Raw genomic sequence first — 23,185 nt, forward strand, 5'->3', positions numbered from 1 at the left:
CCGAATCGACCGCGCGCGAAATTTTCAAGGGGAACTGCGCTGCCGGCCGTGTTGCGGTGCGGCCCTCGATTGACAGTCGATCGGCCGAAATCCAGCATGGGAACGCTTCCATCGGGGTTCACCGATTGGTCTCGCTGCTCAAGACCCAGTGAACACCGCTCCCCAACCATGCCGCAGGAGGATGCATGTCCCCTCTGTCCCGCAGGAAGTTCGTGGCTGCCGTCGGCGGCACGGTCGCCGGGATCGCACTGGGATCGAAGGTGTTGGAGGCGACCGCCGCCACCAACGCCGCGCCGGACGCCTACGCACAGAAGTTCCTGGACCAGTACAACAAGATCAAAAGCTCGGCCAGCGGCTACTTCAGTCCGGCTGGAGTGCCGTACCACTCGGTCGAGACCCTCATGGTCGAGGCGCCCGACCACGGGCACGAGACCACGTCGGAGGCGTTCAGCTACTGGATGTGGCTGGAGGCCGTGTACGGCAGGGTGACGGGCGACTGGGCGCCGTTCAACGCGACGTGGGCGGCGGCCGAGAAGTACATCATCCCCACCGCGACCGACCAGCCCTCGAACGCCTCGTACAACGCCAGCAAGCCGGCGACCTACGCGCCCGAGTGGCCGGACCCCAGCAACTACCCCAGCCCGCTGGACGGCTCCGTGCCGGTCGGCGCCGACCCGATCGCGGGTGAGCTCCAGTCGGCCTACGGCACCCCCGACGTCTATGGGATGCACTGGCTGCTCGACGTGGACAACGTGTACGGGTACGGCAACACGGCCGGCACCGGTGGGGAGAACGGCCCGGGCGCGTCCGGACCCTGCTACATCAACAGCTACCAGCGTGGCGCCCAGGAGTCGGTGTGGGAGACGATCCCGCAGCCTTGCACCGACCTGATGAAGTACGGCGGCACCAACGGCTACCTGGACCTGTTCGTCAAGGACTCGTCCTACGCCAAGCAGTGGAAGTACACCAACGCGCCGGACGCCGATGCGCGTGCCATCCAGGCGGCGTACTGGGCGTACCGGTGGGCGTCGGCGCAGGGCAACGCGGGCGCCGTCTCCGCGTCGGTGGCCAAGGCCGCGAAGATGGGCGACTACCTGCGGTACGGCATGTTCGACAAGTACTTCAAGCAGATCGGGAACTGCACCAGCCCCTCCGGCTGCCCCGCCGGCACCGGCCGCAGTTCGCAGCACTACCTGCTCGGCTGGTACTACGCGTGGGGCGGCGCCGAGCCGGGCGGCGGCTGGGCCTGGCGCATCGGCGACGGCGCCGCGCATCACGGGTACCAGAACCCGGTGGCCGCGTGGGCACTGTCCACCGTGAGTTCGATGGCGCCGAAGTCGGCCACCGGCAAGTCGGACTGGGCGACCAGCCTCACTCGCCAGATCGAGTTCCTGCGCTGGCTGCAGTCGGCCGAGGGCGCGATCGCCGGCGGTGCCACCAACAGCTGGAACGGTCAGTACGGCGCGCCCCCGGCCGGCACGCCCACGTTCTACGGCATGTACTACGACTGGGAGCCGGTCTACCACGACCCGCCGAGCAACAACTGGTTCGGCATGCAGGCGTGGGGCATGGAGCGCTGGGCCGAGTACTACTACTTGACCAAGGACAGCAAGGTCAAGCCGGTCCTGGACAAGTGGATCACCTGGGTCTCCGGCCAGGTCACCGTCGGCACCGGCGGCAGCTTCCAGATCCCCTCGACGCTGAGCTGGACCGGCCAGCCCGACACCTGGAATGCGTCCAGCCCGGGCAGCAACGCCGGCCTCCACGTCACCGTCGCCGACTACGGCCAGGACGTCGGCGTAGCCGCCGCGCTCATCAAGGCCCTGCTGTACTACGCGGCCGCGACCGGTAGCAGCGCCGCACAGACGCTGGGCAAGAACCTGCTGGACGCCCTGGCGACGCACACCGACAGCAAGGGCATCGCGATCGCGGAAACCCGCACCGACTACAGCCGCTTCAAGGACACCGTCTACGTGCCGTCCGGCTGGACCGGCAAGATGCCCAACGGCGACACCATTGCGCCCGGCGCGACCTTCCTGTCGATCCGGTCCTTCTACAAGAACGACCCGGACTTCGCGAAGGTCCAGGCGTACCTCAACGGCGGCGCCGTCCCGTCATTCACGTACCACCGATTCTGGGCGCAGGCCGACATCGCCATGGCGCTGGCCCTGTACTCGGAGCTGTTCCTTGGCGGCGGCGTCACCAGCCCGTCGGTCACGCCGAGCGCCTCGAAGTCCGCGTCGGCCTCGGCCTCGGCGTCCGCGTCGGCAAGCGTCTCGGCGTCGGCCTCGCGCTCGCCGTCCGCGAGCCCGAGCCGCGGCGGCGCCTCGGTCACCGCCAGCTACCATGTCGACAGCGACTGGGGTACCGGGTTCACGGCAACGGTCACCGTGCGAAACAGCGGGACAACGCCGATCAGTTCGTGGCGGGTCACCTGGGCGTGGGCCGGCAACCAGCAGATCGTCAACGCGTGGAACGCCGGCAGCACCCAGTCGGGCCGAACCGTCACCGCCGTGAACCTCGGCTACAACGGCACGATCCCGCCCGGAGGTTCGACGACCTTCGGTTTCCAGGCCACGTACTCCGGCACCAACGCCGCGCCCACGCTGAGCGCCTCGGGCAGTTGATGTGATGGAACCGGTCATGTGATGGAACCGGTCACGTGATGAAACCGGTGTTGTGATGGAACCGGCCCCGCCACAGCGCATCGTGGCGGGGCCGGGTTGCCGTCGGAGCCGGAAGGTGAACCGCGGCAGGGGCCATGTCGATCATGTCGGCATGGCCCTTGCGCGTTGACTGATCGAGCCGGCCCTATGGGCGGCGTCAGACCCCCGTCGCGCCGCCGGCGAGGCTCGGTGCGAGGTGTGAGCACGCTTCCCCGTTCCTTTGACACCCCCGTGAAGTCAGGTCGACATTGGACACCATCTCCGATGGAGGTGTACCCGCCCTCGACGATCGGGAGCGCGATGAGACCGGACTTCGAAGACGTCGCCTGGTGCCGCTGGAACTGGCCGGAGCTGGGCGAGGGGGGCCCGAGCCGGGCGTCGCCGGCCCCCGCTGACGCCGCCCGACAACCGCGCTGACGATGTCTCGGTGCTGGGTAGAGACCTTGGTCTGGAGACACTCGTCCACTGCTGCGTTGCTCACGGGGCGACCTCCCTCAGGCCGTAGGTACGGCGGTCGGGTCGAGGTGCAACACCTGCCACAGGTTACCGTCCGGATCGGCGAACTCCCGCCGGTACATGAAGCCGAGGTCCTGCGGCTCGCCGGTGAAGCGCCACCAGCGGCGGTACTGCGTCGCAATGCCGCCGGGTCGGCCGAGCATCTGGCCGCCGACGATACTGCGTCCGACGCGGAGGCGGATCAGCGGCAGGAACTGCGTCGTGTGCCTTGTGGTCGGCCGACGACGGCACGCACGGCCATCAGCCTGCCCCGCCCGGCCGAGGCCGGGTGGGGCAGGGGCGGGCTCAATCAAGCGGTGCTGCGCATCGCGGTGCCGGCCTACATGCGGGTCCACGTCTGGTTGCTGCCGCCGTTGCAGGTCCACAGCTCGATCGGCGTGCCGTTGGCGGTGGCGGCGCCGGTGACGTCCAGGCACAGCCCGGACTGCACGCCGGTGATGGTGCCGTTGGAGTTGATGTTCCACTGTTGGTTTGCCTGGCCATTGCAGTCCCAGATTTCCACCTTCGTGCCGGGCGAGGTCTGGTTGTTGTACGCGTCCAGGCACTTGCCGAGCACCTGCAGCTGCCTGCCGCTGGTGTACGTCCACTGCTGGTTGACGCCGCCGTTGCAGTCCCAGATGGTTGGCTGCGTGCCGTTGGTGGTGATGCCGTTCGGCAGGTCAAGGCAGCGGCCCGACGCGGCGCTGACCAGTCTGGTCGATGGGGGAGGCGTGGCGGTGCCGCCGCCGCTGACGCGGTAGACGACGGTGCCGTGTGCGGGGACGCTGGCGCTGATCGTGCCGGTCGTGGTGCTGGTGGCGTTGGTCCAGGCATCGCTCAAGGTGAAGGAGCTGCCGCTCTTGCCAATTGCCGCCGCCGTGGTCGACACCGTGTTCGTGGCGCTGCCCTGGTTGAACAGGGCGACCGCGACGTCGCCGTTGGCCAGCCGCTTGGCGAGCACCCGGCGGGTGCCGTCGTTGGAGACCTCGCTGGCCTGCTGGCCGAGTGTGTCCTGATCGATGGCGATGAGGTTGGTGTTCTTGAGGATCGTGGCGGTCGCCGAGGTCTGGGAGCGGATGTCGTTGCCGGCGATGAGCGGCGCCGCCATCATGGCCCACAGCGCGAAGTGCGAACGCATCTCGGTGTCGGTCATCCCGCCCCGGCCGACCTCGAGCATGTCGGGATCGTTGAAGTGACCCGGTCCGGCGTATCCGGCCAGCGGCACGGTGACGTTGACGATGTTCTGGATGCCCATCGGGTAGCCGTTCGTCTGCCCGGTGTCCCACGCGTTGGTGATGTCCTCGGTGGTGCGCCAGATGTTGGCCACGTCGCCCCAGTTGCGCTGCGGGCCGGTCTTGGCGTGATAGCTGTTGGGGTTGATGCTGTACAGGATCGGCCGCCCAGTGGCGGCGAGCGCGTCACGCATCTTGCCGAACGTGGCCACCTGCTCGTCGATCGTGCCGCTGCCCGAGCACCAGTCGTACTTCAGGTAGTCCACGCCCCACGCCGCGAACTGTCGCGCGTCCTGTGCCTCGTGACCCTGGCTGCCGGTCGAACCGGGGTAGGCGCCGCCGGTCTGGGCGCAGGTCTTCGCGACCGGCACCTCGTAAATGCCGAACTTGAGGCTCTTGCTGTGCAGGTAGTCGCCGAGCGCCTTCATGCCGCTGGGGAATCTCGTCGGATCGCCTTGCAGATTTCCGGCGCTGTCCCGGTTGGGGTTGAACCAGCAGTCGTCGACCACGACGTACTTGTAGCCGAGGTCGCTCATGCCGCTGCTGACGATGGCATCGGCCATCTGCCGGATGAGTCCCTCGTTGATGTTGCAGCCGAACGTGTTCCAGCTGTTCCAACCCATCGGCGGGACGCGCCCAGGGCCGTTGTCCAGTGCCTGCGCCGCGGGCGGACGCAACAGCACCGCGGCCCCGCTGAACAGCAGCAATCCCGCGGCGAGTACCACGGCCACCCGGCCGAGCCGGGGGAGTCGTTTCGTTGTTGCGGTCATCTGCGTCCTTCCAGGGTGTCTGCCACGCGCACACCACTGGTTTGTGGCGACCCGTGTCGTGGGTCCGGGCGGTGACGGCGGTGTACGGCGGGGATGGGCCCGGCTGCTGGATCGCGGGTGCGCGTCGCAGCTGCCGGGGCCGGCCACGCCGGAGTGAGGGTCTTGCCGGAGAACTCGGCCCCTGGGTGGGGTGGGGTCCGGGGCCGCAGGTCCGGCGCCGGGGTGGCGGGCCGCCGGCGTTGGCACGGTATGTTGCGCCTTGTTGGATCGATGCAACGATAGGACTGGATCAATCATAGGTCAACGCCGAAGCGTGTTTGGCTTCGCTTGCTCGTGTTGTAATTTGTTTCTTCGATCGCTACCACGTAGTGATCATGCGTGCGACGCGGATCCGTCTCCCGCGCGGAAGACTGGCCGAACCGTCGCCTGCTGTCACAGCTGCCGCCCGCCCTGAACGGCCCAGCGAGCGCACGACCGCTCCCCGTCGACCGCTACCGCACGCCGGCTCCGCCCCGGCGTTGCGGCGCTTACACGCACGTGATCGGGATCGGGCGGCATTCCCGGCCGCACGGCCGTGATCGTGCTGGTGGTGCGCCTTCACGTCCTTCGCGGCGGCCGTCGCGCTGCATTCCCTACATGACCGTCGGTCGCCACGCCGACAAGGCGGCATTAGGAGTCGGCATCAGCGAAGCGGCTGAGCACCGTCTACCGCCGGGACAAAGACGGAGGGCGGGTCCCCGAGCTGGACATCCCCTCTCGGCACGACTTCGTGACAGGAGACGTGCGCACTACTTCGGCTATGACCGCGCACCGGACCATGGTCGATCGCGGGCCAGGCCGATTCTGATTGTTGCTCGGCTCGCTCTTCCGGTATGGAACGTAGGTCGAAGGCGCCTGGAACGAGACGCCGCTGCGGACCGCGGTGGCACACGGCAGCCCGGACCTGGTCCGCGCCTCGGTCGCGGCCGGCGTCAACCTGCGTGCCCAGGCCGATGGCCGCCGCGGCGCCATGCCGTAGATCGGCGCCTGCACCCGCCCAGAGCTCGCCTTCCTCCGCGGGCTCGCCGTCGGAAGTGAGGGATTTGCAGCCGGGCGGCGCAGTGGCGAGGAACTGGATGGCCTGATCGTCGATGCGTGGCGAATGGCCGTGCCCAAGCGGGTGTCCGCCGAGTGACAGCAGGGTCGGTCCTCAAATTCCGCGCGCCGATCCCCATACTGTGAAACTTCCATGGTGCTACCGAAACTTCCGAGGCACGCGTTCCCGTCCGGAATGCTCGCCGGGCGCCGCCCCGGCGACGACAGGTGGCCGCACCATCGTAGCTAGCGGCCTTCCCGGGCGGCTGTCGTACCTCCGGTGCCGTGGCGGCCGAGCCCCTCTGATTGACAGCGTCCTTCCGTGCGAGTGACGATTTCCAGCGGTCTCGATGTTAGCGATAACAAGACCGCCTACTCCCATCCGAAAGGTACCGCCATGCCTGTCCGGAGCCTGAGAACAGGTCTGCTGGCCGCCGCCGCCGTGGTGGCGGCGACGGCCGTCGGTGTGAGCGCTTCACCCGCTCACGCCGACACGCAGATCTGCAGCCAGTATGGATCGACCAACATTCAGGGCGGTAAGTACGTCGTCCAGAACAACGTCTGGGGCGACTCCACCACCCAGTGCATCAACGTGACCAACACCGGCTTCACGGTCACCTCGGCCGCCCACAACCTGCCGCAGAACGGTGCTCCGGCTGCCTACCCTTCGGTGTACGCCGGATGCCACTACGGCAACTGCAGCTCCGGCAGCGGCCTGCCGTTGCCGGTCGGCGACAGCCGGTTCGGCACCATATCGACGAGTGTCAGCATGACGTACCCTAACAACGGCAGCGTGTACGACGCCTCGTACGACATCTGGTTCGATCCGACCGCCCGAACCGACGGGCAGAACACCGGCGCGGAGCTGATGGTCTGGATCAACCACACCGGCTCGGTACATGCCGCCGGATCGCAGGTCGGCACGGTCAGCATCGCCGGCGCCACCTGGGACGTCTGGTACGGCAACTACGGATGGAACGTCGTCTCGTACGTCCGGCAGAGTTCGGTCTCGTCGATTAGCTTCAACGTCGCCTCGTTCTACCGCGACATGGTCAACCGCGGATACGCCCAGAACTCCTGGTACCTCACGAGCGTCCAGGCCGGCTTCGAGCCTTGGGTGAACGGCACCGGCCTCGCCGTGAACAACTTCTCCTACAGCATCGGCAGCGGCAGCGGCGGTACCGGCGGCGGTAGCGGCCAGGAGATCGTGGGCGCAGCGTCCGGCCGGTGCATCGACGTGCCGAACGCGAGCACGAGCAACGGCGCGCAGGTGCAGCTGTACGACTGCTGGGGCGGCTCCAACCAGCGGTTCACCTACACGTCGAGCAAGCAGCTGCAGGTGTACGGCAACAAGTGCCTGGACGCGAACAACAAGGGCACCACCAACGGCACCGCGGTCATCATCTGGGACTGCAACGGCCAGTCCAACCAGCAATGGAACCTGAACTCGAACGGCTCCATCAGCGGCGTGCAGTCGGGGCTGTGCCTCGACGCCGCCGGCGCCGGGACCACCAACGGGACGAAGATCCAGCTGTACAGCTGCTGGGGCGGTTCGAACCAGCAGTGGAGCCTGCGCAACTGACGCGGGCTCCCCGGCCAGGCATCGCCGCCAGGTCCTTGCGCAACCGCCAACACCCCGCCCTCAGAGGGAGGAAAACACCCCGATGAACGACACACCGTCCCACCCGCAGCGTCACCGCCGCGGCCGGACCAGGTTGCTGATTGGCGGCGCCTTCGCCGCGGCGGTGGCCCTGACCGTCGGGGCGACCGGCATCGCCCACGCTGACACGACCATCACCTCGAACCAGACCGGTACGAACAACGGCTTCTACTACTCGTACTGGAAGGACAGCGGCAACGTCACCATGACGCTCGGTGCCGGCGGCCAGTACAGCGTCCAGTGGTCGAACATCAACAACTTCGTCGTCGGCAAGGGCTGGAACCCCGGCTCGAGCCACACCGTGAACTACTCGGGCTCGTTCAGTCCGAACGGCAACGGGTATCTGTCGCTGTACGGCTGGACGACCAACCCGCTGATCGAGTACTACATCGTGGAGAACTTCGGCTCGTACAACCCGAGTTCCGGCGCCACGCGGCTGGGCTCCGTCACGACCGACGGCAGCACCTACGACATCTACCGCACTCAGCGCGTCAACCAGCCCTCCATCCAGGGCACCGCGACGTTCTACCAGTATTGGAGCGTCCGGCAGCAGCACCGCAGCAGCGGCACCATCACTGTTGCCAACCACTTCAACGCATGGCGGAACCTGGGCCTCAATCTCGGCACCATGAACTACCAGATCATGGCCACCGAGGGCTACCAGAGCAGCGGCAGCTCGAACATCACCGTCAGCGAGGGCACCGGTGGCAGCACCGGCGGTACCGGCGGCGGTAGCGGCCAGGAGATCGTGGGCGCAGCGTCCGGCCGGTGCATCGACGTGCCGAACGCGAGCACGAGCAACGGCGCGCAGGTGCAGCTGTACGACTGCTGGGGCGGCTCCAACCAGCGGTTCACCTACACGTCGAGCAAGCAGCTGCAGGTGTACGGCAACAAGTGCCTGGACGCGAACAACAAGGGCACCACCAACGGCACCGCGGTCATCATCTGGGACTGCAACGGCCAGTCCAACCAGCAATGGAACCTGAACTCGAACGGCTCCATCAGCGGCGTGCAGTCGGGGCTGTGCCTCGACGCCGCCGGCGCCGGGACCACCAACGGGACGAAGATCCAGCTGTACAGCTGCTGGGGCGGCTCGAACCAGCAGTGGAGCCTGCGCAACTGAGCCGTGACTGCGGGGCCAGGCCGGGCACAGTCGGGCCTGGCCCCGATGCATCATCCATCGACTTGCGTGCGCGGCGGCGATGTCGTTCAGTCGCGCAGGCCACGGTCGACGAAATCGATGAGCCACGCGGACGTGGCGGCCGGCGCACCTGGGTGCCCAGACGGTGGCCGCCGTAGCGCCATGGCCTACCACGCTGCCCGCCCGGACCTCGCCTTCCTCGGCGATCCGCGCCGCACCGGCGTCGGTGCGGTCAATGAGAGCCTGAACGCGGTCGATGACGCGTTGGCAGCCTTCGATATTTGATCTATCGGGCAAATCGCCTGACAAGGCGCAAAGCGGCACTGCAACAACCCCAGTTGCACCAGCCCGGATGCTGTCGGCGACGTGTCGGCAACGGCCGTCGTAGAGCTGGAAGTCGCCGCCCGTGGCGGCGCGCAAGTCCCGCACGTCATCAAGGCTGACCTTGCAAATCTTGCCCCCCGCTGGCCGCACACCGGAACACTTCGCGGCCTCGGCAACGGCCGGGGTGAAGGTCGTCGGCGTGTAATTGGGGTGGCTGTACACGAACGCGTCGGCGGGCAGCTCGGCGAGCGTGGCTTGCATCGCGGCGGCGTCGGCCAGGTCCCGAAGCACAACGATCGGCCGCACGCCGCATTCGGCAGCATGGGCCAGATCGTCGGGGGTCCACACGCAGGCCAAGAGCCGGTCCTTCGGCACCCGCACAGCCCACACCTCGAGGACCCGGCGGCGCATGGCGGGCGTGCTGCTCTCGCCTCCGCCGATGGTGCCCGAGACGAGGAACAGGTCAAGCCACGTCGCCCCGGCCCGCTCCGCGTATGCCGAGCACGCGCCCTCATCCACGCTGCCGTTGGCGTTCATCAGGGTCAAAACCGGGACCATCACGCGCGCGTCCGTCATGCTGCCGTCACCTCCGAACTCAGCGCGGTACGCCCGCGGCTTCCGCTGACGACCAGGGCGTGAACCGACCCTGCCGCTTCCCGTTCGCCACCACGCCACGGCTCGACCCGGTGGACATCGACCTGATGTTCCGCAACTACCTGTTCGGCGGCCAGCCTGGCTCCGGCAAGACGTTCGCGCTGCGCGATCTCATCCTCGCCGCCGCGCTGGACGCGCGGACCGAGATCCGAGGCTACGAACTCAAGGGCGTCGGCGACTTCGCCGTGCTCGCGCCGGTCATGGCCGAGTACGGCAACGGCTTCGACGACGAGACCTTGGCGGCGTGCTTCGCGTTCATCGAGTGGCTGTACGAGGAGTGCCGCCGCCCTCGCCGGTGCGCTCGTACTACGTCGACACCACCGCCGCCGAGCGCATCGTCACCAGGGCGGTGGCGCTGCGGGTCACGGCAGGCACCATGCCCAACCTCGACGAGCAGACCCGCGCCGCCGCACCGGCGTTCGACCTGCTCGGCGACCTCGCGCAGATTTGGCCGGCAGGGGAGAAGGCGGCGTGGAACGAGACGCTTTGCGCGCTGCTGGCCGAGCTGCGTCCCGACGTGTACGGCGGTTGGGAGCCCGCGCAACTGTCCACGGCGCTCAAGCCGCACCGGGCGGTGAAGGTCGGCGATGTCGGCCGCCGCATCGACGGCAAGGCCACCACCCGGCGCGGCATCAAGCACGCCGACCTCCTCGCCGCGATCGCGGAGCGTGACCGGAAACAGCGCGGCGACTGACCCCGCCCAGGTTGCTAGCGCTAGCGGCCAGCCCTGCTAGCGCTAGCACCACAACCAACCACTCACCTGGGCGCTAGTAGTTAGCAGCCCACAGCCTTTCACGCCGGGCTGTTCGGGCTTGCCCCTGGGGCCGCCGCAGCGCCGTAAACCCCTAATCGGCCCCTGGACAGCCGCAGAGGTGGCGAGGTATTGGAACTACATGGTTAAGTCTGACGGCCCGTCACGTTCCCGCACCGTCGGTTCGGTTGTTGGAATCGTCGTCTACGTCGCGCTGGTACTGACGCAACGCCACTGGCTGCCTGGATACCCCGACTGGCAGAAAGCTCTGGCAGCAGGACTGTTCTGCCTCGCCGTGAGCGTGGTCGTTCACCGCGTCATCCTTCGACCGAAAGACCGATGACGGTGACGGCGTAGCGGCGGCAAGGGGGCCGCCGCAGCGCCGTAGACCCCCTGGAAAACCCCCTGAACGGTTTGAGGGCCGCTCCCGGATGCCGGGGCGGCCCTCTGACCTGCGGTGGGCGATACTGGGATCGAACCAGTGACCTCTTCGGTGTGAACGAAGCGCGCTCCCGCTGCGCCAATCGCCCGCGACAACGAATGCTACATCACGCGAGGGGCCACCCGCATCCCGGTACCCTGCGTGTCGGTAGGGTGGGGGTCCTATGGCGCTATATGCACTGCTCATCCTGCCTTCCAGCAATCGGGTGTACGCCGACTCGGCCGTCGAGTTGACTCAAGCGGAGCTGCTCGCGTTCGACCGAGGGCTGCTGGGCGGGAAGCTCACCGGCATCGGCACGCGGCAGGTGGCCAATGTCCCGTATGTCACCTTCGAGGCGGACGACATCTCGGAGGAGGACGCGGCGCTGCTCGGGAACCTGTCGTCCGTCTACGCGCTGTTCGAGGTCGTCGGCGAGATGTTGCGGCCGGTGGCGCTGAGCGCGCTCGATCGCTTCGACGATGATTTGATCACGATCCAGAAGTACCAGGGTAAAACCAATGAGCAGTTCACCAAGCTGCTGCTCAACGTCACGCTGCTCGCGTCCGCGTTCGGGGGGGAGATGCTGCGGCGGCGGTTCCGGGTGCTCGATCCGCTGTGTGGGCGCGGGACAACCCTGAATCAGGCGTTGATGTACGGGTACGACGCCGCGGGTGTGGACCGGGACCAGAAGGACTTCGAGGCGTACGCGGCGTTCATCCAGACGTGGCTCAAGCGCAAGCGGGTCAAGCACAAGGCCGAGCTCGGGCCGGTGCGGCGGGAGCGGCAGGTGGTCGGGCGGCGGCTGCGGATCGAGCTCGCGGCGGACCGCGAGGACTACAAGGCCAAGAGCACGCAGCTGCTCGACGTGGTGAACGTCGACACCGTGCGGGCCGGCGAGTTCTTCAAGGACGGGTCGTTCGACCTTGTGGTGACCGACCTGCCGTACGGCGTTCAGCACGGCAGCCGGACCGCCGGCAAGGGGCTCGTGCGCAGCCCGGAGGACCTGCTCGCCGAGGCGGCGCCGGTGTGGGCGCGGCTGCTGCGGCCGGGCGGGGCGATGGGGATCTCCTGGAACACGTTCGTGGCCAAACGGGAGCTGGCGGCGGGGCTGCTCGCCGACGCGGGGCTCGAGGTGGTCGAGGAGGAGCCCTACGGGTCGTTCCGGCACCGCGTCGACCAGGCGATCATGCGGGACGTGATCGTCGGGCGGAAGCCGCTTTAGTACTCCGGGTGGAACTCGATGCCCAGGTGTGCCCAGCGGGGCTCGTGGGCGGCCAGGCGGGCGCGGAAGTCCGGCCAGTAGCGGGACCGCTGCGGCGACCAGGCCAGCTCGGCGACCGCCGGCAGTCGCGGGTACGTCAGGCGGTCGATGTCCGCCGGCGTCTCGACCGTCTCCGTCCAGAGTGGAGCTTCGACGCCCGCGACGTCGGCGCCGGCCGGCAGGATCTCGGCCGGGTCCCAGTCGTACGCCGTGCGCACGTCGATGTGGCCGGCCCAGTCCAGGCCGATCGGGGTGGCGGCGTCGTACTTCATGTCGAGGTACACCCGGTTGGACGGCGACAACAGGATGCGGTCGCCCTGCGCGAGCGCCGCCCGCAGGTCGTCGTCCGGGCTCTCGCTGCTGCCCCAGTACTGCGCGATCCGGCCGGGCTCGCGGGCGGCCGGGCCGATCTGGTGCCAGCCGATGACCGTCTTGCCGGCCGCGGTGACAAGGGGCTGGACGCGGTCCATGAATGTGCGGTAGTCCTCGGGGGTGGTGCTCTGCGCCTCGTCGCCGCCGATGTGGATGTACGGGCCGGGGGTGAGCGCCGCGACCTCGCCGATGACCTCCCGGACGAAGCGGTACGTGACCTCCTTGTCCACGCTGAGTGAGCTGAAGCCGACGTCGACGCCGGTGTACGGCGGCGGGGCGATGCCGTCGGCGTTGAGCTCGGGGTAGGCGCTCAGCGCGGCGTTGGTGTGGCCCGGCATGTCGATCTCGGGGACGATCGTGACGTGGCGCGCCGCGGCGTACTCGACCAGGCCGGCGTACTCCTCGCGGCTGTAGTGCCCGCCGCCCCCGCCGCCGACCTGCGACGCGCCGCCCACGGTGGCCAGCCGCGGCCACGCGTCCACGGCGAGCCGCCAACCCTGGTCGTCGCTGAGGTGCAGGTGCAGGACATTGATTTTGTACCGCGAGAGCCGATCGACGAAGCGCCGCACCACCTCGACGCCGAAGAAGTGCCGGGACACGTCGAGCATCGCGCCCCGGTACGCGTACCGCGGCCGATCCACGATCCGCCCGCCGGGCACGGTCCACGGTCCGGCCTGGACGGTGCCGGCCTCCACAGTGGACGGCAGCAGCTGCAGCAGGGTCTGCACGCCGTAGAACAGCCCGGCGTCGGTGCCGCTGCGGATGGTGACGCGCTCGGCGTCCACCCACAGGCTGTACTCCTCCGGGTGGACGCCCGCACCCGCCCGCAGCAGCTCGATGCCGTGGGCCGGCGGCGCGTCGACGAGCGGCAGTGGGTAGCCGGTCGGCGGGCGCAGACGCTCGGCCAGGTAGGCGCCGGCGGAGGCCGAGTCGGAGCGGATGGCGGCGTCGGGCCGCAGCTGGAAGCTCACGCCCGGCTCCGGGTGCACCTCGGCCGGCACGGGCACGACGGCGTGCGCGTCGAGGGTGGTCATCGCGGCGCCGCCGCGAGCCGGTCGGCGCCCAGCGCGGCGGTCGCCCGGCCGGGCCGTGGCGACCCGCTGCCGGGCGACGCGTCCGCCCGGGCCGCGTCGGCGAGCACGCGCAGCGTCGGCGCCGGTTCAGCCGGCGGCGACGCGGCGAAGGTCACCCGCTCCGTCGGCGGGCCGGTGATGTCGATCGTCAACACCTCACCATCGTGCCAGCGCCCGCGTGCTCCGGCTCACCAGTCGACGGGGATCGCCGGTCGGCGGCGTCAGCGGGTGCGCTGCGGCGGGCGGCGGCGCAGCTGCGGCGGCAGCGGCGCCTGGCCGGGCTGGCGGTTCTGGCGCGCCTTGACGGCCAGGCGGCTCAGGTAGATGAGGGCGCCGCCGAGGACGCCCACGTCGTCGAGGTAGATCGGGTCGGGGAGCAGGTCGATGGGGCAGATCGTGTAGATGATGGCGCCCCAGAAGACCCAGCGGCCGCCGACGCCCATCGCCTGCAGGTACTTGCCGGTCTTCCAGACCCGCACGGCCAGGACGACGGCGAGCACGAGCAGGCCGATCAGCACCAGGGCGCCGATCCCGAGAAGTGCGTAGACCAACTCGTCCGACATGACTTGAGTTTACGGGCGATACTGCCCCCATGCCCGTCGAGCCACCCGTCATCCGCAGCAGCGATCCGGGTTCCTTTCCCCATTCGGTACTGCGTGACCGGCATCCGGCGATCGTCGAGCGGGTGCTGTCGGCGTTTCCGTACCCTCCCGAGGTACCGCCGCGGCTTGAAAGGCTGTTGCAAGAGGACGTCATAGCGCCCCTGGCCGGCGGCGCGCACGACGCGGCGGCCTGGGCCGAGTGGGGTTCGGGGATGATCGGGCGTTCGTGGTACGACGTGCCGTTCCTCTTCGCCGAGAACTTCTTCTACCGGCGGCTGCTGGAGGCGGTCGGCTACTACGAGCCGGGTGCGTGGCAGGGCGTCGACCCGTTCGGGCCGCAGAAGGAGGCCGGCATACCGGGGGCGGACGAGCTGGCGGAGCTCGACGCGCTGCAGGAACGGCCCGAGGACGAGCAGGCGGCCGGGCTGGTCGCGGCGGCGCTGTGGGGCAACGCGGCCGACCTCGGGTTCCGGCTGGTCGCGGGGGACTTGCAGCGGGTCGACGAGCTGATCGTCGACGACAGCAAGCGGCTGTGGGAGCTGACGCGCGGGGGCGCGGTGGTGCTCGTCGCCGACAACGCCGGGCGGGAGCTGCTGCCCGACCTGGTGCTCATCGACTTCCTGCTGCGCACCGGGCGGGCGTCGCGGGTGGAACTGCACGTCAAGCCGGCGCCGTACTTCGTCTCCGACGCCCTGACCGCCGACGTGCTCGCCGAGCTGCGGCGCTTTCCGTCCGGCAGCGCGGTCGGCGGGCGGCTGGAGGCGGCGCTTCGGGCCGGGACGCTGCGGCTGTACACCGAGGACTTCTACTGCGCGCCGCTGACCTTCCACGACGCGCCGGAGGGGCTGGCGGAGCGGTTCGCGGCGGCGGAGCTGACCATCCTCAAGGGGGACCTCAACTACCGCCGCCTGGTGGGGGATCGGAGCTGGCCGGCGACGACCTCGTTCGAGGCGGTCACCGGCTACTTTCCGGGCCCGGTCGCCGCGCTGCGGACGGTGAAGTCGGACGTGGTCGTCGGACTGTCCGCGGGCGCGCAGCGGACCCTGCCCGCCTCATGGCGCACCAGCGGCGCTTTTGCCCTTGTCCAAGTGCGCGCCTGAGGCGGCGGTCGTGGCGGTCGCGGTGTATGTCGGGCCGGCCCAGAACTTGCAGGAGTTCGTCATGCTGAGCACTCTGCCGCCAAGGACTTGGCGGGCACTTGCGGTCCGCTTGCGAAAGCCCTCAAGCGTGTCCGCCGTCACGCCGGGTGGCGTTGCAAGGCGCTCAATGTGAATCGCATTCTCGTTGTCGACGACGAGCCGCAGCTGGTCCGCACGCTGCGGATCAACCTTCTGGCCAGGCAGTACGACGTCGTGGTGGCTGCCGGCGGGGAGGAGGCGCTGCAGCTGGCGGCCGAGTGCCGGCCCGATCTGGTGGTGCTCGACCTGGGGCTGCCCGACCTCGACGGCGTCGACGTCATCCGCCGGCTGCGCGCCTGGAGCCCGGTGCCGATCCTGGTCCTGTCCGGCCGGGCCGACTCCCGGGACAAGGTCGAGGCCCTCGACGCCGGCGCCGACGACTACGTGACCAAGCCGTTCAGCATCGACGAGCTGCTCGCCCGCGTCCGCGCGGTCACCCGCCGGCTGGGCCCGGCCGACGAGCTGGGCACGGTGCGCATCGGCGCGCACGACGTGGACTTCGCGGCGCACACGGTCAGCGGCGGCGTACACCTCACCCGCACCGAGTGGCAGCTGCTGGAGGCGCTGGCGCGCAATCCGGGCAAGCTGGTCGGGCAGCGGCAGCTCCTGCAGGAGGTGTGGGGTCCGACGTACCTCAAGCAGACCCACTACCTTCGGCAGTACGTCAACCAGCTGCGCCACAAGCTGGAGCCCGACCCGGCTCGCCCTCGTCATCTGCTCACGGAGCCCGGGATGGGGTACCGCTTGCAGCTCTAGGCCGTGGTCTTTCGTCGCGGTCTTGTGCTCTTGCCGCCGCCTGGCGGTTTCGTGTCCCGGCCGGCGGCTTCGCCGGCGGCTGCAGGTCACCCCTGCGAGTGGCTTTTTCCCGGTTGGCCCGGGGTATCGCGTGGTTTCCCGATGGAGAGGAACGCGCGCATGCAACCTGAAGGCGACGAGATGGCGCCCCAGGTCGACGATGATGCCCCGGCCGCCACGGATCTTGACGGCGGTGCCGTCTCGGCCTCGGCCCCCGCGCCGTCCCCGGACAGCGGGGTGGCGACGCCGGGCGTCGGCGCGCCGGCCCCGAGCAGCGGGTCGACCGCTCCGAGCAGCGGCGCGGCGTCGGTGAACGGGGCGGCGTACCGGTCGGCCGGCGGCTCGACGGCCGCCCTGCTGGCCGGGCTGTGGAACGAGTCCGACCGGCAGCGCATCCGCGGCCGGTGGCAGGAGCTGCAGCTGCGCTTCATCGACGACCCGCACCTGGTGGCGGGGGAGGCCGAGCGGCTTGTGCAGGAGGCGGTCGCGTCACTGACCGCCTCGCTGGACCAGCGCCGGGGGCAGCTGCACCAGCAGCGCGCCGCCCGGGGCCTGGACACCGAGAACCTCCGCGCCTCCCTGCGCGACTACCGCGAGTTCCTCGACCGGATCCTCGGGCTGTAAGCCTCGCATCCTGCTAGGAGGGCTTCATGAACTCGACGACGATCACGATCGGCCTGGTGGTAGTCGCGCTGGCCGTCGGCGGCTGGATTCTGCTGCGCGGCGGCAAGGACGAGGATGAGGAGGCCGAGACGGTCGGCTCGGCCCCGCCGGCCCCCCCGGCCGCGCCGGCCGCGCAGCCCGCGGCCGTCCCCACCGCGGCTCCGACCGCCGTCCCGATGGCGACCGCCCCGGCCGCGCCCCGCCCCCCGATGCCGGCCACCGCGGCGGTACCGCAGGGCGCCCCGATGTCGTCCGTGCCGTACGGCGGTGGCGGCATGGGCATGTCGTACGGCGGCGGCGGGGGTACCGGCTACATGCCCACGGCGCCGCTGACGACGGAGGCCCACGCGTACGAAGTGCGCAACCGCTGGCAGGAGCTGCAGCTGCGCTTCGTCGACGACCCGCAGACCGCCGCCGGCGAGGCGGAGCGCCTGGTCGACGACGCCCTCGCCGGGGTGACCGCGTCGCTGAACGCGCGCAAGGACCAGCTCAGCTCCTGGCGCGTCTCGGGCCGCGACGACACCGAGCAGCTGCGGGCGGCGGTGCACGGGTACCGCGACTTCCTCAACCACCTCGTAGGCTCATGAGAAATTCACGCTCGTTTGAGGGGTGACGTCTCGCGGAATACCTCCTGTGAAGGAGGACCGCCATGACAGCCACCCAAATTACGATCACGATCATCGTTTTGATCGTGATCGCCGCGCTCGGCTACGGCATCTGGTTCGTCAGTCGGCGGCGGGCCCTGCAGAGCCGGTTCGGCCCCGAGTACGACCGGGCCGTTGCCGAGGGGGACAGCCGCCTCGCCGCCGAGCGCGAACTGCGCGAACGCGAACGGCGCCACGCCGAGCTCGAGCTTCGCGACCTCGACCCGGAGGCGCGGGCCCGATACGCCAGCGAGTGGGAAGAGATCCAGGCCCGCTTCCTGGACGACCCGGCCGGCGCCGTTCGCGACGCCGACGCCCTCGTGACCGCGGTGATCACCGATCGCGGCTACCCGACCGGCGACTACGAGGAGCACCTCGCCCACCTGTCGGTCGAGCACGCCCGCACGCTGGGCCACTACCGCGACGCCCACGAGATCTCGCAGCTCTCGGAGCGCGGCGAGGCCACCACGGAGCAGCTGCGCCAGGCCGTCGTGCACTACCGCACGCTCTTCGCCGAGCTGCTCGGCACTGATCCGGCTCCCTCCGGTGCTGACGTCGCCTCCGGGCGTTCGGCCACGGATGTTCCCGCGCCGCGCTCGGCGGCCGTCGACGAGGACGCCGCCCCGCACGCAGGCCCGCGTCAGGACGCCTCGCTGCGCCGCGACGAGGACGACGCCGACATTCCCGCTCCGCGCGCCGAGTCCGACCTGCCCCACGACACCAGCCGCCGGTCGTAGGGCCGGGGAAGGACCTTGCCATGACGCAGCAGGAGCAGCACCGCCGCCCGTACGACGACGACAACGGCACCGTGCCCGGCCCGCGCTCCGCCGACCACGACGACGATGTGGTGGTCGGCACCGCGCACGCCCCGAACCACGAGGATCCCCGGGACGGGGAGGCCGAGCAGGCCTACCCCGCCGCGACGTACGCGTCGGGCTCCTCCGACGCTCCCGCCCACAACGACGCCGAGGTCGTCGACCGCGACGACGCCCTGGCCGACGAGCGCGCGGAGGACGGGCGCTCGGCCGAGGAGGAGGACGCCCGCGCCGACGACCCGTACGCGGCCGACGCCCGCGACCTGGACGACGACTTCATCGAGGACGCCCGCGACACGGACGCCGTGTACGAGGACGCGGACCGCGCCCACGACACGAACACGGCCGGCGCTCACGACACGGATGCGGACGGTGTCTACGACCAGGGCATGGTGACGACCGAGGGGACGGCGTCCAACCGCTCGGACACCGACTTCGGCACCGACGACGCCTCCGCTACGGCGGCGGGCCCGTTCGGTGCGGGGCGGGGGGCCGAGGACGAGCGGGAGGAGGAGGCCGCCGCGGAGGCCGAGGCCGCCGAGGACGCTTCATGGCAGTCCGGGCACCGCGTGGATGGCGACGAGGCGGACCGGGCCTGGGCCGCGGAGCACGCCACCCAGCTGCGCGCCGGCTCGGTGGACGTCGACCGGGAGGACGACCTCGACCACGCGGACGAGACCCGCGCCTTGGACGGCGTCCAGGACGAGACTCGAGACGAGCCCGCGGACGACGTCCACGATGCGGCACGGGACGACGCAGCGGCGGCGGCCGCGGCCGGGGCCGGAGCCGCGGTGGCAGCCGGGGCCGGCGATCGGGCCGAGGACGATGAGCGGCGCGCGGACGACGAGCGGGCTGTGGACGGCCAGCCGGCCGAAGTTGAGTCCGCCGAGTCGCGGCCGGGCTCCGTCGATGTGGCGGCGGTCGGCGCGGTCTGGGCCGACGGCGCGGTCGACGGCCTGCGCGAACGGTGGCGGGCGCTCCAGCTCCGCTTCATCGACGACCCGCGCGCGGTCGCCGGCGAGGCGGACGAGCTCGTGGGTGAGGCGGTCGACACGATCACCAACGCCCTGCAGGCGCAGCGCCGCGAGCTGGCGGCGTGGCAGGACCAGGGCGGCGACGACACCGAACGCCTCCGTGCGGCCGTACGGGGCTACCGCGACTACCTGGACCGCCTGCTCGGTATGTGAGGGCACACAAACAAACATCCGAAGGGCTCGCTCAGCATTGGGCGAGCCCTCGCCATGTGCGCCGGTGACGCGGTTGGGCGCGAAGAGTGGGCTTTCAGGTGACGCTACCCGGTGGTAACCTCCCGGTACCGACGAGTACCAGGGCGTGTCAGTGCATACAGGATCGCGATCGTCGGGGCCGGGTTCGGGGAGATTCTGCCGCCTACGAGGTGACCGCATGACGACCGTCCACTATGTACGCGCCGGGAACGGCGGTGGTGAGCCGCTGGTGCTCATCCACGGGATCGGGCACCACTGGCGGGCCTGGGAGCCCGTCATCGAACGGCTCGCCGCGCGCCACGACGTCATCGCGCTGGATCTGCCCGGGTTCGGGCGCTCGCCCGCGCCGGCGGTCAATCTCGGGATGCCGACCGCGGTCGCGGCGCTCGGGGAGTTCTTCGCCGAGCTCGGGCTCGACCGGCCGCACGTGGCCGGCAACAGCCTCGGCGGCGCGATCGCCCTCGAGCTCGCCGCGGCCGGGCTCGCGCGCTCCGCCACTGCGCTGTCCCCGGCCGGGTTCGCCACGCCCGCGCAGGTGCGCCGGGCGCTGCGGATCCTGCGCAGCATGCGCTTCGGGGCGTACACGCCGGCGGCCGTCCTCAAAGTCTTCTACCGCACCGAGTTCGGCAAGCGCTTCTCGTTCGGCGCGCTCGTCACCGACCCGTCGGTCCTGAGCGCCGAGCGCGCGCTCGACGACACGCTCGCGCTGCGCGGCGGCAAGGGCTTCGCGGCGGTCGCCCGCCACGGCGCCACCTACGCGTTCGCCGGCGCCCCGGCGGTGCCGGTCACGGTCGCCTGGGCCGGGCGGGACCGCATCCTGCAGCCCATCCAGGCGATGCGGGCCCGGGAGGTACTCCCCGGGGCCCGCCACCTGACCCTGGACGGCTGCGGCCACGTCCCGATGAGCGACAACCCCGCCGCCGTGGCCGCGATCATCCTGGAGACGGCCGTCAGAACCGGATCAGCGTCCGCGCTCCCTGACCGGAGCGCATCCGGCTGAACGCCTCGCCGACCCCGTCCAGGCCGACCTGGTCGGTGACCAGCCCGGCGAGGTCGAGCCGGCCGGCCCGGTAGTGCTCCAGCAGCGCGGGGACGTCGACGGCGGGGTCGGTGCTGCCGTACATGCAGCCGACGATCGTGCGGGCGAAGTAGGCGACCTCGAGCGCGTTGAACGTGACCGGGTCCTGCGCCGAGCCGAGGCCGACGACCGTCGCGGTGCCGCCGCGGCGGGTCGCCGACCAGGCCGCGCGGATCGTCTCGCCGCGCCCGACGCACTCGATGGCGTGGTCGGCGCCGAGGCCGCCGGTCAGCGCGCGGATCTCCTTCGACAGGCCGGCGTGCGGGGCCAGGAAGTGCGTGGCGCCCAGGGAGAGGGCGAGGTGCTCCTTGGCCGGGGCCGGGTCGATCGCGATGATCGCGGACGCGCCGGCGATGCGGGCGCCCTGGATCGCCGCGAGGCCGACGCCGCCGAGGCCGATCACCGCCACCGTCTGGCCGGCCCGCACCTTGGCCGCGTTGGTGACCGCGCCGACGCCGGTGAGCACCGCGCAGCCGAGCAGGGCCGCCTGCTCCAGCGGGATGTCGGCCGGCATCGGGATGCAGGCGTTGGCGCCGACGACCGTCTCGGCGGCGAACGCGCCGGTGCCGAGGCCGGCGTAGACGGGCTCGCCGCCCACGGTGGCGAAGGGGACCGCGCGGGCGTCGTCGGCGTGCTGGCACAGGTACGGCTCGCCGTGCTCGCAGAACCAGCACGCCCGGCACGGCGGGGACCAGTTCAGCACCACGTGGTCGCCGGGCGCGACATCCGTGACGCCGGCCCCGGCCTCGACGACGACGCCGGCGCCCTCGTGGCCGAGCACCGCCGGCAGCGGCTGGCGCAGGGTGCCGTTGGCCAGCGACAGGTCCGAGTGGCAGACGCCGGCCGCGGCGAGGCGGACCCGGACCTGGCCCGGGCCGGTCGGGTTGAGCTCGATCTCCTCGACCGCCGCCGGGCCGTCGAGGGCACGCATGACCGCCGCGAGCGTCACAGCTGGATCGCCTTCACCGTCGTGAACTCCTCGTAGCCGTACGTCCCGAGCTCCCGGCCGTAGCCGGAGTGCCCGACGCCGCCGAACGGGGCGGCCGGGTTGAACGCGCCGCCGTTGATGTCGACCTGGCCGGTGCGCAGCCGCCGGGCGACCGCCACGGCGTGCTCCCGGTCCGCCGACCAGACCGCGCCCGCCAGCCCGTACGGCGTCGAGTTCGCGATGCGCACGGCCTCGTCCTCGTCGCGGTACCGGATGATGGACAGCACCGGCCCGAAGATCTCCTCCTGGGCGATGACCGAGCCCGGGTCGACGCCGGCGAAGACGACCGGGGCGACGTAGTAGCCCACCGACGGCACCTCGCCCCCGCCGTACGCCATCGTCGCCCCGTCGGCCAGCCCCCGCTCGATGTAGGCGAGCACCCGGTCGCGCTGCGCGGCCGAGGCGAGCGGGCCCAGGCGGGTGGCCGGGTCGGCGGGGTCGCCCACCCTGTACTTCGCCGCCGCCGCGGCCGCGAGCTGCACCGCCTCGTCGTGGCGGGACTCGTGCACCAGCATCCGCGTCCACGCCGTGCACGTCTGGCCGGAGTTGAGGTAGCAGTTGCCGACGCCCACCTTCACCGCGGCGGCCAGGTCGGCGTCGGGCAGGATCACGTTGGCCGACTTGCCGCCGAGCTCGAGCGCGACCCGGGTGAGGTTCTCCGCGGCGAGCGCGGCGACGCGCCGGCCGGCGCCGGTGGAGCCGGTGAACGACACCAGGTCGATGCCCGGGTGCCCGGCCAGCCGCGCGCCGGTCGGGTCGCCATAGCCGTGCACGACGTTGTACACCCCGTCGGGAATGCCGGCCTCGCGCACGAGCTCGGCCAGGCGCACCGCGGACAGCGGCGCCACCTCGCTGGGCTTGTGCACGACGGTGTTGCCGGCGGCGAGCGCGGGCGCGACCTTGGCCATGGTCTGGTGCAGCGGATAGTTCCACGGCGTGATCGCCCCGACGACGCCGGCCGGCTCGCGGTAGATCTCGGAGTTGCCGATGGAGTCGGGCTTCTCCGGTACCTGGAGCAGGTCGATCATCGACCTGACGGTGGTCAGCGGCAGCCCGACCTGGACGATGCGGGCCACCGGCAGCGGCGTGCCCATCTCGGCGCTGATGAGCTCGGCGAGCTGCGGCGCGGCCGCGCTCATCGCCTCGAGCAGCGCACGCAGGTGCGCGGCCCGCTCGGCCCGCGACAGTGCGGCCCAGGCGGGCTGGGCGGCGCGGGCGGCGGCGACGGCGGCGTCGACGTCGCCGGGGGCGACGGAGCCGATGACCTGTTCGGTGGCGGGATTGATGACGTCGATCACGGAA

The 23,185-nt window shown here is 70.7% G+C and carries 19 protein-coding genes, 1 tRNA gene and 1 pseudogene; 13 read left to right on the top strand and 8 right to left on the bottom strand.

The features are described from left to right. Nucleotides 1–185 precede the first annotated feature (185 nt). Complete coding sequence (locus ACQEVU_RS05175) at nucleotides 186–2,627, top strand: glycoside hydrolase family 48 protein (RefSeq protein ID WP_433321252.1); 2,442 nt, start codon at nucleotides 186–188, stop codon at nucleotides 2,625–2,627. A 533-nt stretch (nucleotides 2,628–3,160) separates the two neighbouring features. On the opposite strand, the gene ACQEVU_RS05180 is transcribed toward ACQEVU_RS05175, so the two are convergent. Then, nucleotides 3,161–3,325, bottom strand: a complete 165-nt coding sequence (locus tag ACQEVU_RS05180; protein WP_433321255.1) for a hypothetical protein — start codon at nucleotides 3,323–3,325, stop codon at nucleotides 3,161–3,163. Between the two features lie 176 nt (nucleotides 3,326–3,501). Then, entirely contained in the window at nucleotides 3,502–5,163 is a 1,662-nt protein-coding gene (locus tag ACQEVU_RS05185) for a glycoside hydrolase family 27 protein (protein WP_433321257.1), read from the bottom strand. 1,471 nt (nucleotides 5,164–6,634) lie between these two features. Between ACQEVU_RS05185 and ACQEVU_RS05190 the strand changes: the two genes are divergently transcribed. The 4 genes and pseudogenes from ACQEVU_RS05190 to ACQEVU_RS05205 form a co-directional block, all read left to right on the top strand. Further along, on the top strand, nucleotides 6,635–7,819 hold the full coding sequence (locus ACQEVU_RS05190) for a GH12 family glycosyl hydrolase domain-containing protein (protein WP_433321260.1): 1,185 nt from the start codon (nucleotides 6,635–6,637) through the stop codon (nucleotides 7,817–7,819). Between the two features lie 82 nt (nucleotides 7,820–7,901). After that, nucleotides 7,902–9,020, top strand: coding sequence for a glycoside hydrolase family 11 protein (locus ACQEVU_RS05195; RefSeq protein WP_433321263.1), 1,119 nt, complete (start codon nucleotides 7,902–7,904; stop codon nucleotides 9,018–9,020). 180 nt (nucleotides 9,021–9,200) lie between these two features. After that, nucleotides 9,201–9,323 carry a hypothetical protein gene (locus ACQEVU_RS05200; RefSeq protein ID WP_433321266.1) on the top strand — a complete coding sequence of 41 codons (123 nt, stop codon included), beginning with the start codon at nucleotides 9,201–9,203 and terminating at the stop codon, nucleotides 9,321–9,323. Between the two features lie 692 nt (nucleotides 9,324–10,015). Continuing rightward, nucleotides 10,016–10,710 (top strand): annotated as a pseudogene (locus ACQEVU_RS05205) (cell division protein FtsK); the annotation flags it as partial. A gap of 515 nt (nucleotides 10,711–11,225) precedes the next feature. Here ACQEVU_RS05205 and ACQEVU_RS05210 read toward each other — a convergent pair. Further along, nucleotides 11,226–11,297, bottom strand: a tRNA-Val gene (locus ACQEVU_RS05210). A 75-nt stretch (nucleotides 11,298–11,372) separates the two neighbouring features. On the opposite strand from ACQEVU_RS05210, the gene ACQEVU_RS05215 reads away from it, so the two are divergent. After that, nucleotides 11,373–12,410 carry a TRM11 family SAM-dependent methyltransferase gene (locus tag ACQEVU_RS05215; RefSeq protein WP_433321268.1) on the top strand — a complete coding sequence of 346 codons (1,038 nt, stop codon included), beginning with the start codon at nucleotides 11,373–11,375 and terminating at the stop codon, nucleotides 12,408–12,410. Here the strand turns inward: ACQEVU_RS05215 and ACQEVU_RS05220 are convergent. From ACQEVU_RS05220 to ACQEVU_RS05230, 3 genes are all read right to left on the bottom strand, one after another. Further along, a complete protein-coding gene (locus ACQEVU_RS05220; protein WP_433321271.1) occupies nucleotides 12,407–13,855 on the bottom strand; it encodes a beta-N-acetylhexosaminidase in 1,449 nt (482 codons plus the stop codon). The two genes, ACQEVU_RS05215 and ACQEVU_RS05220, sit on opposite strands and share 4 nt — an antisense overlap. Continuing rightward, nucleotides 13,852–14,049: a hypothetical protein gene (locus ACQEVU_RS05225; RefSeq protein WP_433321273.1), complete on the bottom strand. Its 198-nt coding sequence runs from the start codon at nucleotides 14,047–14,049 to the stop codon at nucleotides 13,852–13,854. The genes ACQEVU_RS05220 and ACQEVU_RS05225 overlap by 4 nt, the downstream gene beginning before the upstream one ends. 66 nt (nucleotides 14,050–14,115) lie before the next feature. Beyond that, nucleotides 14,116–14,457 (bottom strand): DUF1232 domain-containing protein, encoded by a 342-nt coding sequence (locus ACQEVU_RS05230; RefSeq protein ID WP_433321276.1) that lies wholly within the window; start codon nucleotides 14,455–14,457, stop codon nucleotides 14,116–14,118. 29 nt (nucleotides 14,458–14,486) lie between these two features. On the opposite strand from ACQEVU_RS05230, the gene ACQEVU_RS05235 reads away from it, so the two are divergent. The 7 genes from ACQEVU_RS05235 (at nucleotide 14,487) to ACQEVU_RS05265 (ending at nucleotide 20,817) form a co-directional block, all read left to right on the top strand. Continuing rightward, the gene (locus ACQEVU_RS05235; RefSeq protein ID WP_433321279.1) at nucleotides 14,487–15,596 is read left to right on the top strand and encodes a damage-control phosphatase ARMT1 family protein; all 1,110 of its coding nucleotides are present in this window, start codon (nucleotides 14,487–14,489) and stop codon (nucleotides 15,594–15,596) included. Between the two features lie 168 nt (nucleotides 15,597–15,764). Then, nucleotides 15,765–16,430 (top strand): response regulator, encoded by a 666-nt coding sequence (locus ACQEVU_RS05240; protein ID WP_433321282.1) that lies wholly within the window; start codon nucleotides 15,765–15,767, stop codon nucleotides 16,428–16,430. A 159-nt stretch (nucleotides 16,431–16,589) separates the two neighbouring features. Continuing rightward, nucleotides 16,590–17,093, top strand: a complete 504-nt coding sequence (locus ACQEVU_RS05245) for a hypothetical protein (protein WP_433321285.1) — start codon at nucleotides 16,590–16,592, stop codon at nucleotides 17,091–17,093. A 26-nt stretch (nucleotides 17,094–17,119) separates the two neighbouring features. Beyond that, a complete protein-coding gene (locus tag ACQEVU_RS05250; RefSeq protein ID WP_433321287.1) occupies nucleotides 17,120–17,719 on the top strand; it encodes a hypothetical protein in 600 nt (199 codons plus the stop codon). Between the two features lie 62 nt (nucleotides 17,720–17,781). Continuing rightward, nucleotides 17,782–18,513: a hypothetical protein gene (locus ACQEVU_RS05255; RefSeq protein ID WP_433321290.1), complete on the top strand. Its 732-nt coding sequence runs from the start codon at nucleotides 17,782–17,784 to the stop codon at nucleotides 18,511–18,513. 20 nt (nucleotides 18,514–18,533) lie between these two features. Next, entirely contained in the window at nucleotides 18,534–19,778 is a 1,245-nt protein-coding gene (locus ACQEVU_RS05260) for a hypothetical protein (RefSeq protein ID WP_433321292.1), read from the top strand. A 217-nt stretch (nucleotides 19,779–19,995) separates the two neighbouring features. Further along, nucleotides 19,996–20,817, top strand: a complete 822-nt coding sequence (locus ACQEVU_RS05265; protein ID WP_433321294.1) for an alpha/beta fold hydrolase — start codon at nucleotides 19,996–19,998, stop codon at nucleotides 20,815–20,817. Here ACQEVU_RS05265 and ACQEVU_RS05270 read toward each other — a convergent pair. Both ACQEVU_RS05270 and ACQEVU_RS05275 read right to left on the bottom strand, forming a co-directional pair. After that, nucleotides 20,768–21,844, bottom strand: coding sequence for a Zn-dependent alcohol dehydrogenase (locus ACQEVU_RS05270; protein WP_433321297.1), 1,077 nt, complete (start codon nucleotides 21,842–21,844; stop codon nucleotides 20,768–20,770). The two genes, ACQEVU_RS05265 and ACQEVU_RS05270, sit on opposite strands and share 50 nt — an antisense overlap. Next, a complete protein-coding gene (locus ACQEVU_RS05275; protein ID WP_433321300.1) occupies nucleotides 21,841–23,181 on the bottom strand; it encodes an aldehyde dehydrogenase family protein in 1,341 nt (446 codons plus the stop codon). The genes ACQEVU_RS05270 and ACQEVU_RS05275 overlap by 4 nt, the downstream gene beginning before the upstream one ends. Nucleotides 23,182–23,185 lie beyond the last annotated feature (4 nt).

The sequence above is a fragment of the Dactylosporangium sp. CA-139066 genome (assembly GCF_050936175.1).
GTDB lineage: Bacteria > Actinomycetota > Actinomycetes > Mycobacteriales > Micromonosporaceae > Dactylosporangium.

What these genes read in the sequence shown, in the direction of transcription:
- ACQEVU_RS05245 (WP_433321285.1), top strand. Translation starts at nt 16,590, where the DNA reads ATGCAACCTGAAGGCGACGAGATGGCGCCCCAGGTCGACGATGATGCC.
- ACQEVU_RS05250 (WP_433321287.1), top strand. Translation starts at nt 17,120, where the DNA reads ATGAACTCGACGACGATCACGATCGGCCTGGTGGTAGTCGCGCTGGCC.
- ACQEVU_RS05220 (WP_433321271.1), bottom strand. Translation starts at nt 13,855, where the DNA reads ATGACCACCCTCGACGCGCACGCCGTCGTGCCCGTGCCGGCCGAGGTG.
- ACQEVU_RS05215 (WP_433321268.1), top strand. Translation starts at nt 11,373, where the DNA reads ATGGCGCTATATGCACTGCTCATCCTGCCTTCCAGCAATCGGGTGTAC.
- ACQEVU_RS05175 (WP_433321252.1), top strand. Translation starts at nt 186, where the DNA reads ATGTCCCCTCTGTCCCGCAGGAAGTTCGTGGCTGCCGTCGGCGGCACG.
- ACQEVU_RS05200 (WP_433321266.1), top strand. Translation starts at nt 9,201, where the DNA reads ATGGCCTACCACGCTGCCCGCCCGGACCTCGCCTTCCTCGGCGATCCG.
- ACQEVU_RS05255 (WP_433321290.1), top strand. Translation starts at nt 17,782, where the DNA reads ATGACAGCCACCCAAATTACGATCACGATCATCGTTTTGATCGTGATC.
- ACQEVU_RS05235 (WP_433321279.1), top strand. Translation starts at nt 14,487, where the DNA reads ATGCCCGTCGAGCCACCCGTCATCCGCAGCAGCGATCCGGGTTCCTTT.
- ACQEVU_RS05195 (WP_433321263.1), top strand. Translation starts at nt 7,902, where the DNA reads ATGAACGACACACCGTCCCACCCGCAGCGTCACCGCCGCGGCCGGACC.
- ACQEVU_RS05230 (WP_433321276.1), bottom strand. Translation starts at nt 14,457, where the DNA reads ATGTCGGACGAGTTGGTCTACGCACTTCTCGGGATCGGCGCCCTGGTG.
- ACQEVU_RS05185 (WP_433321257.1), bottom strand. Translation starts at nt 5,163, where the DNA reads ATGACCGCAACAACGAAACGACTCCCCCGGCTCGGCCGGGTGGCCGTG.
- ACQEVU_RS05180 (WP_433321255.1), bottom strand. Translation starts at nt 3,325, where the DNA reads ATGCTCGGCCGACCCGGCGGCATTGCGACGCAGTACCGCCGCTGGTGG.
- ACQEVU_RS05260 (WP_433321292.1), top strand. Translation starts at nt 18,534, where the DNA reads ATGACGCAGCAGGAGCAGCACCGCCGCCCGTACGACGACGACAACGGC.
- ACQEVU_RS05190 (WP_433321260.1), top strand. Translation starts at nt 6,635, where the DNA reads ATGCCTGTCCGGAGCCTGAGAACAGGTCTGCTGGCCGCCGCCGCCGTG.
- ACQEVU_RS05265 (WP_433321294.1), top strand. Translation starts at nt 19,996, where the DNA reads ATGACGACCGTCCACTATGTACGCGCCGGGAACGGCGGTGGTGAGCCG.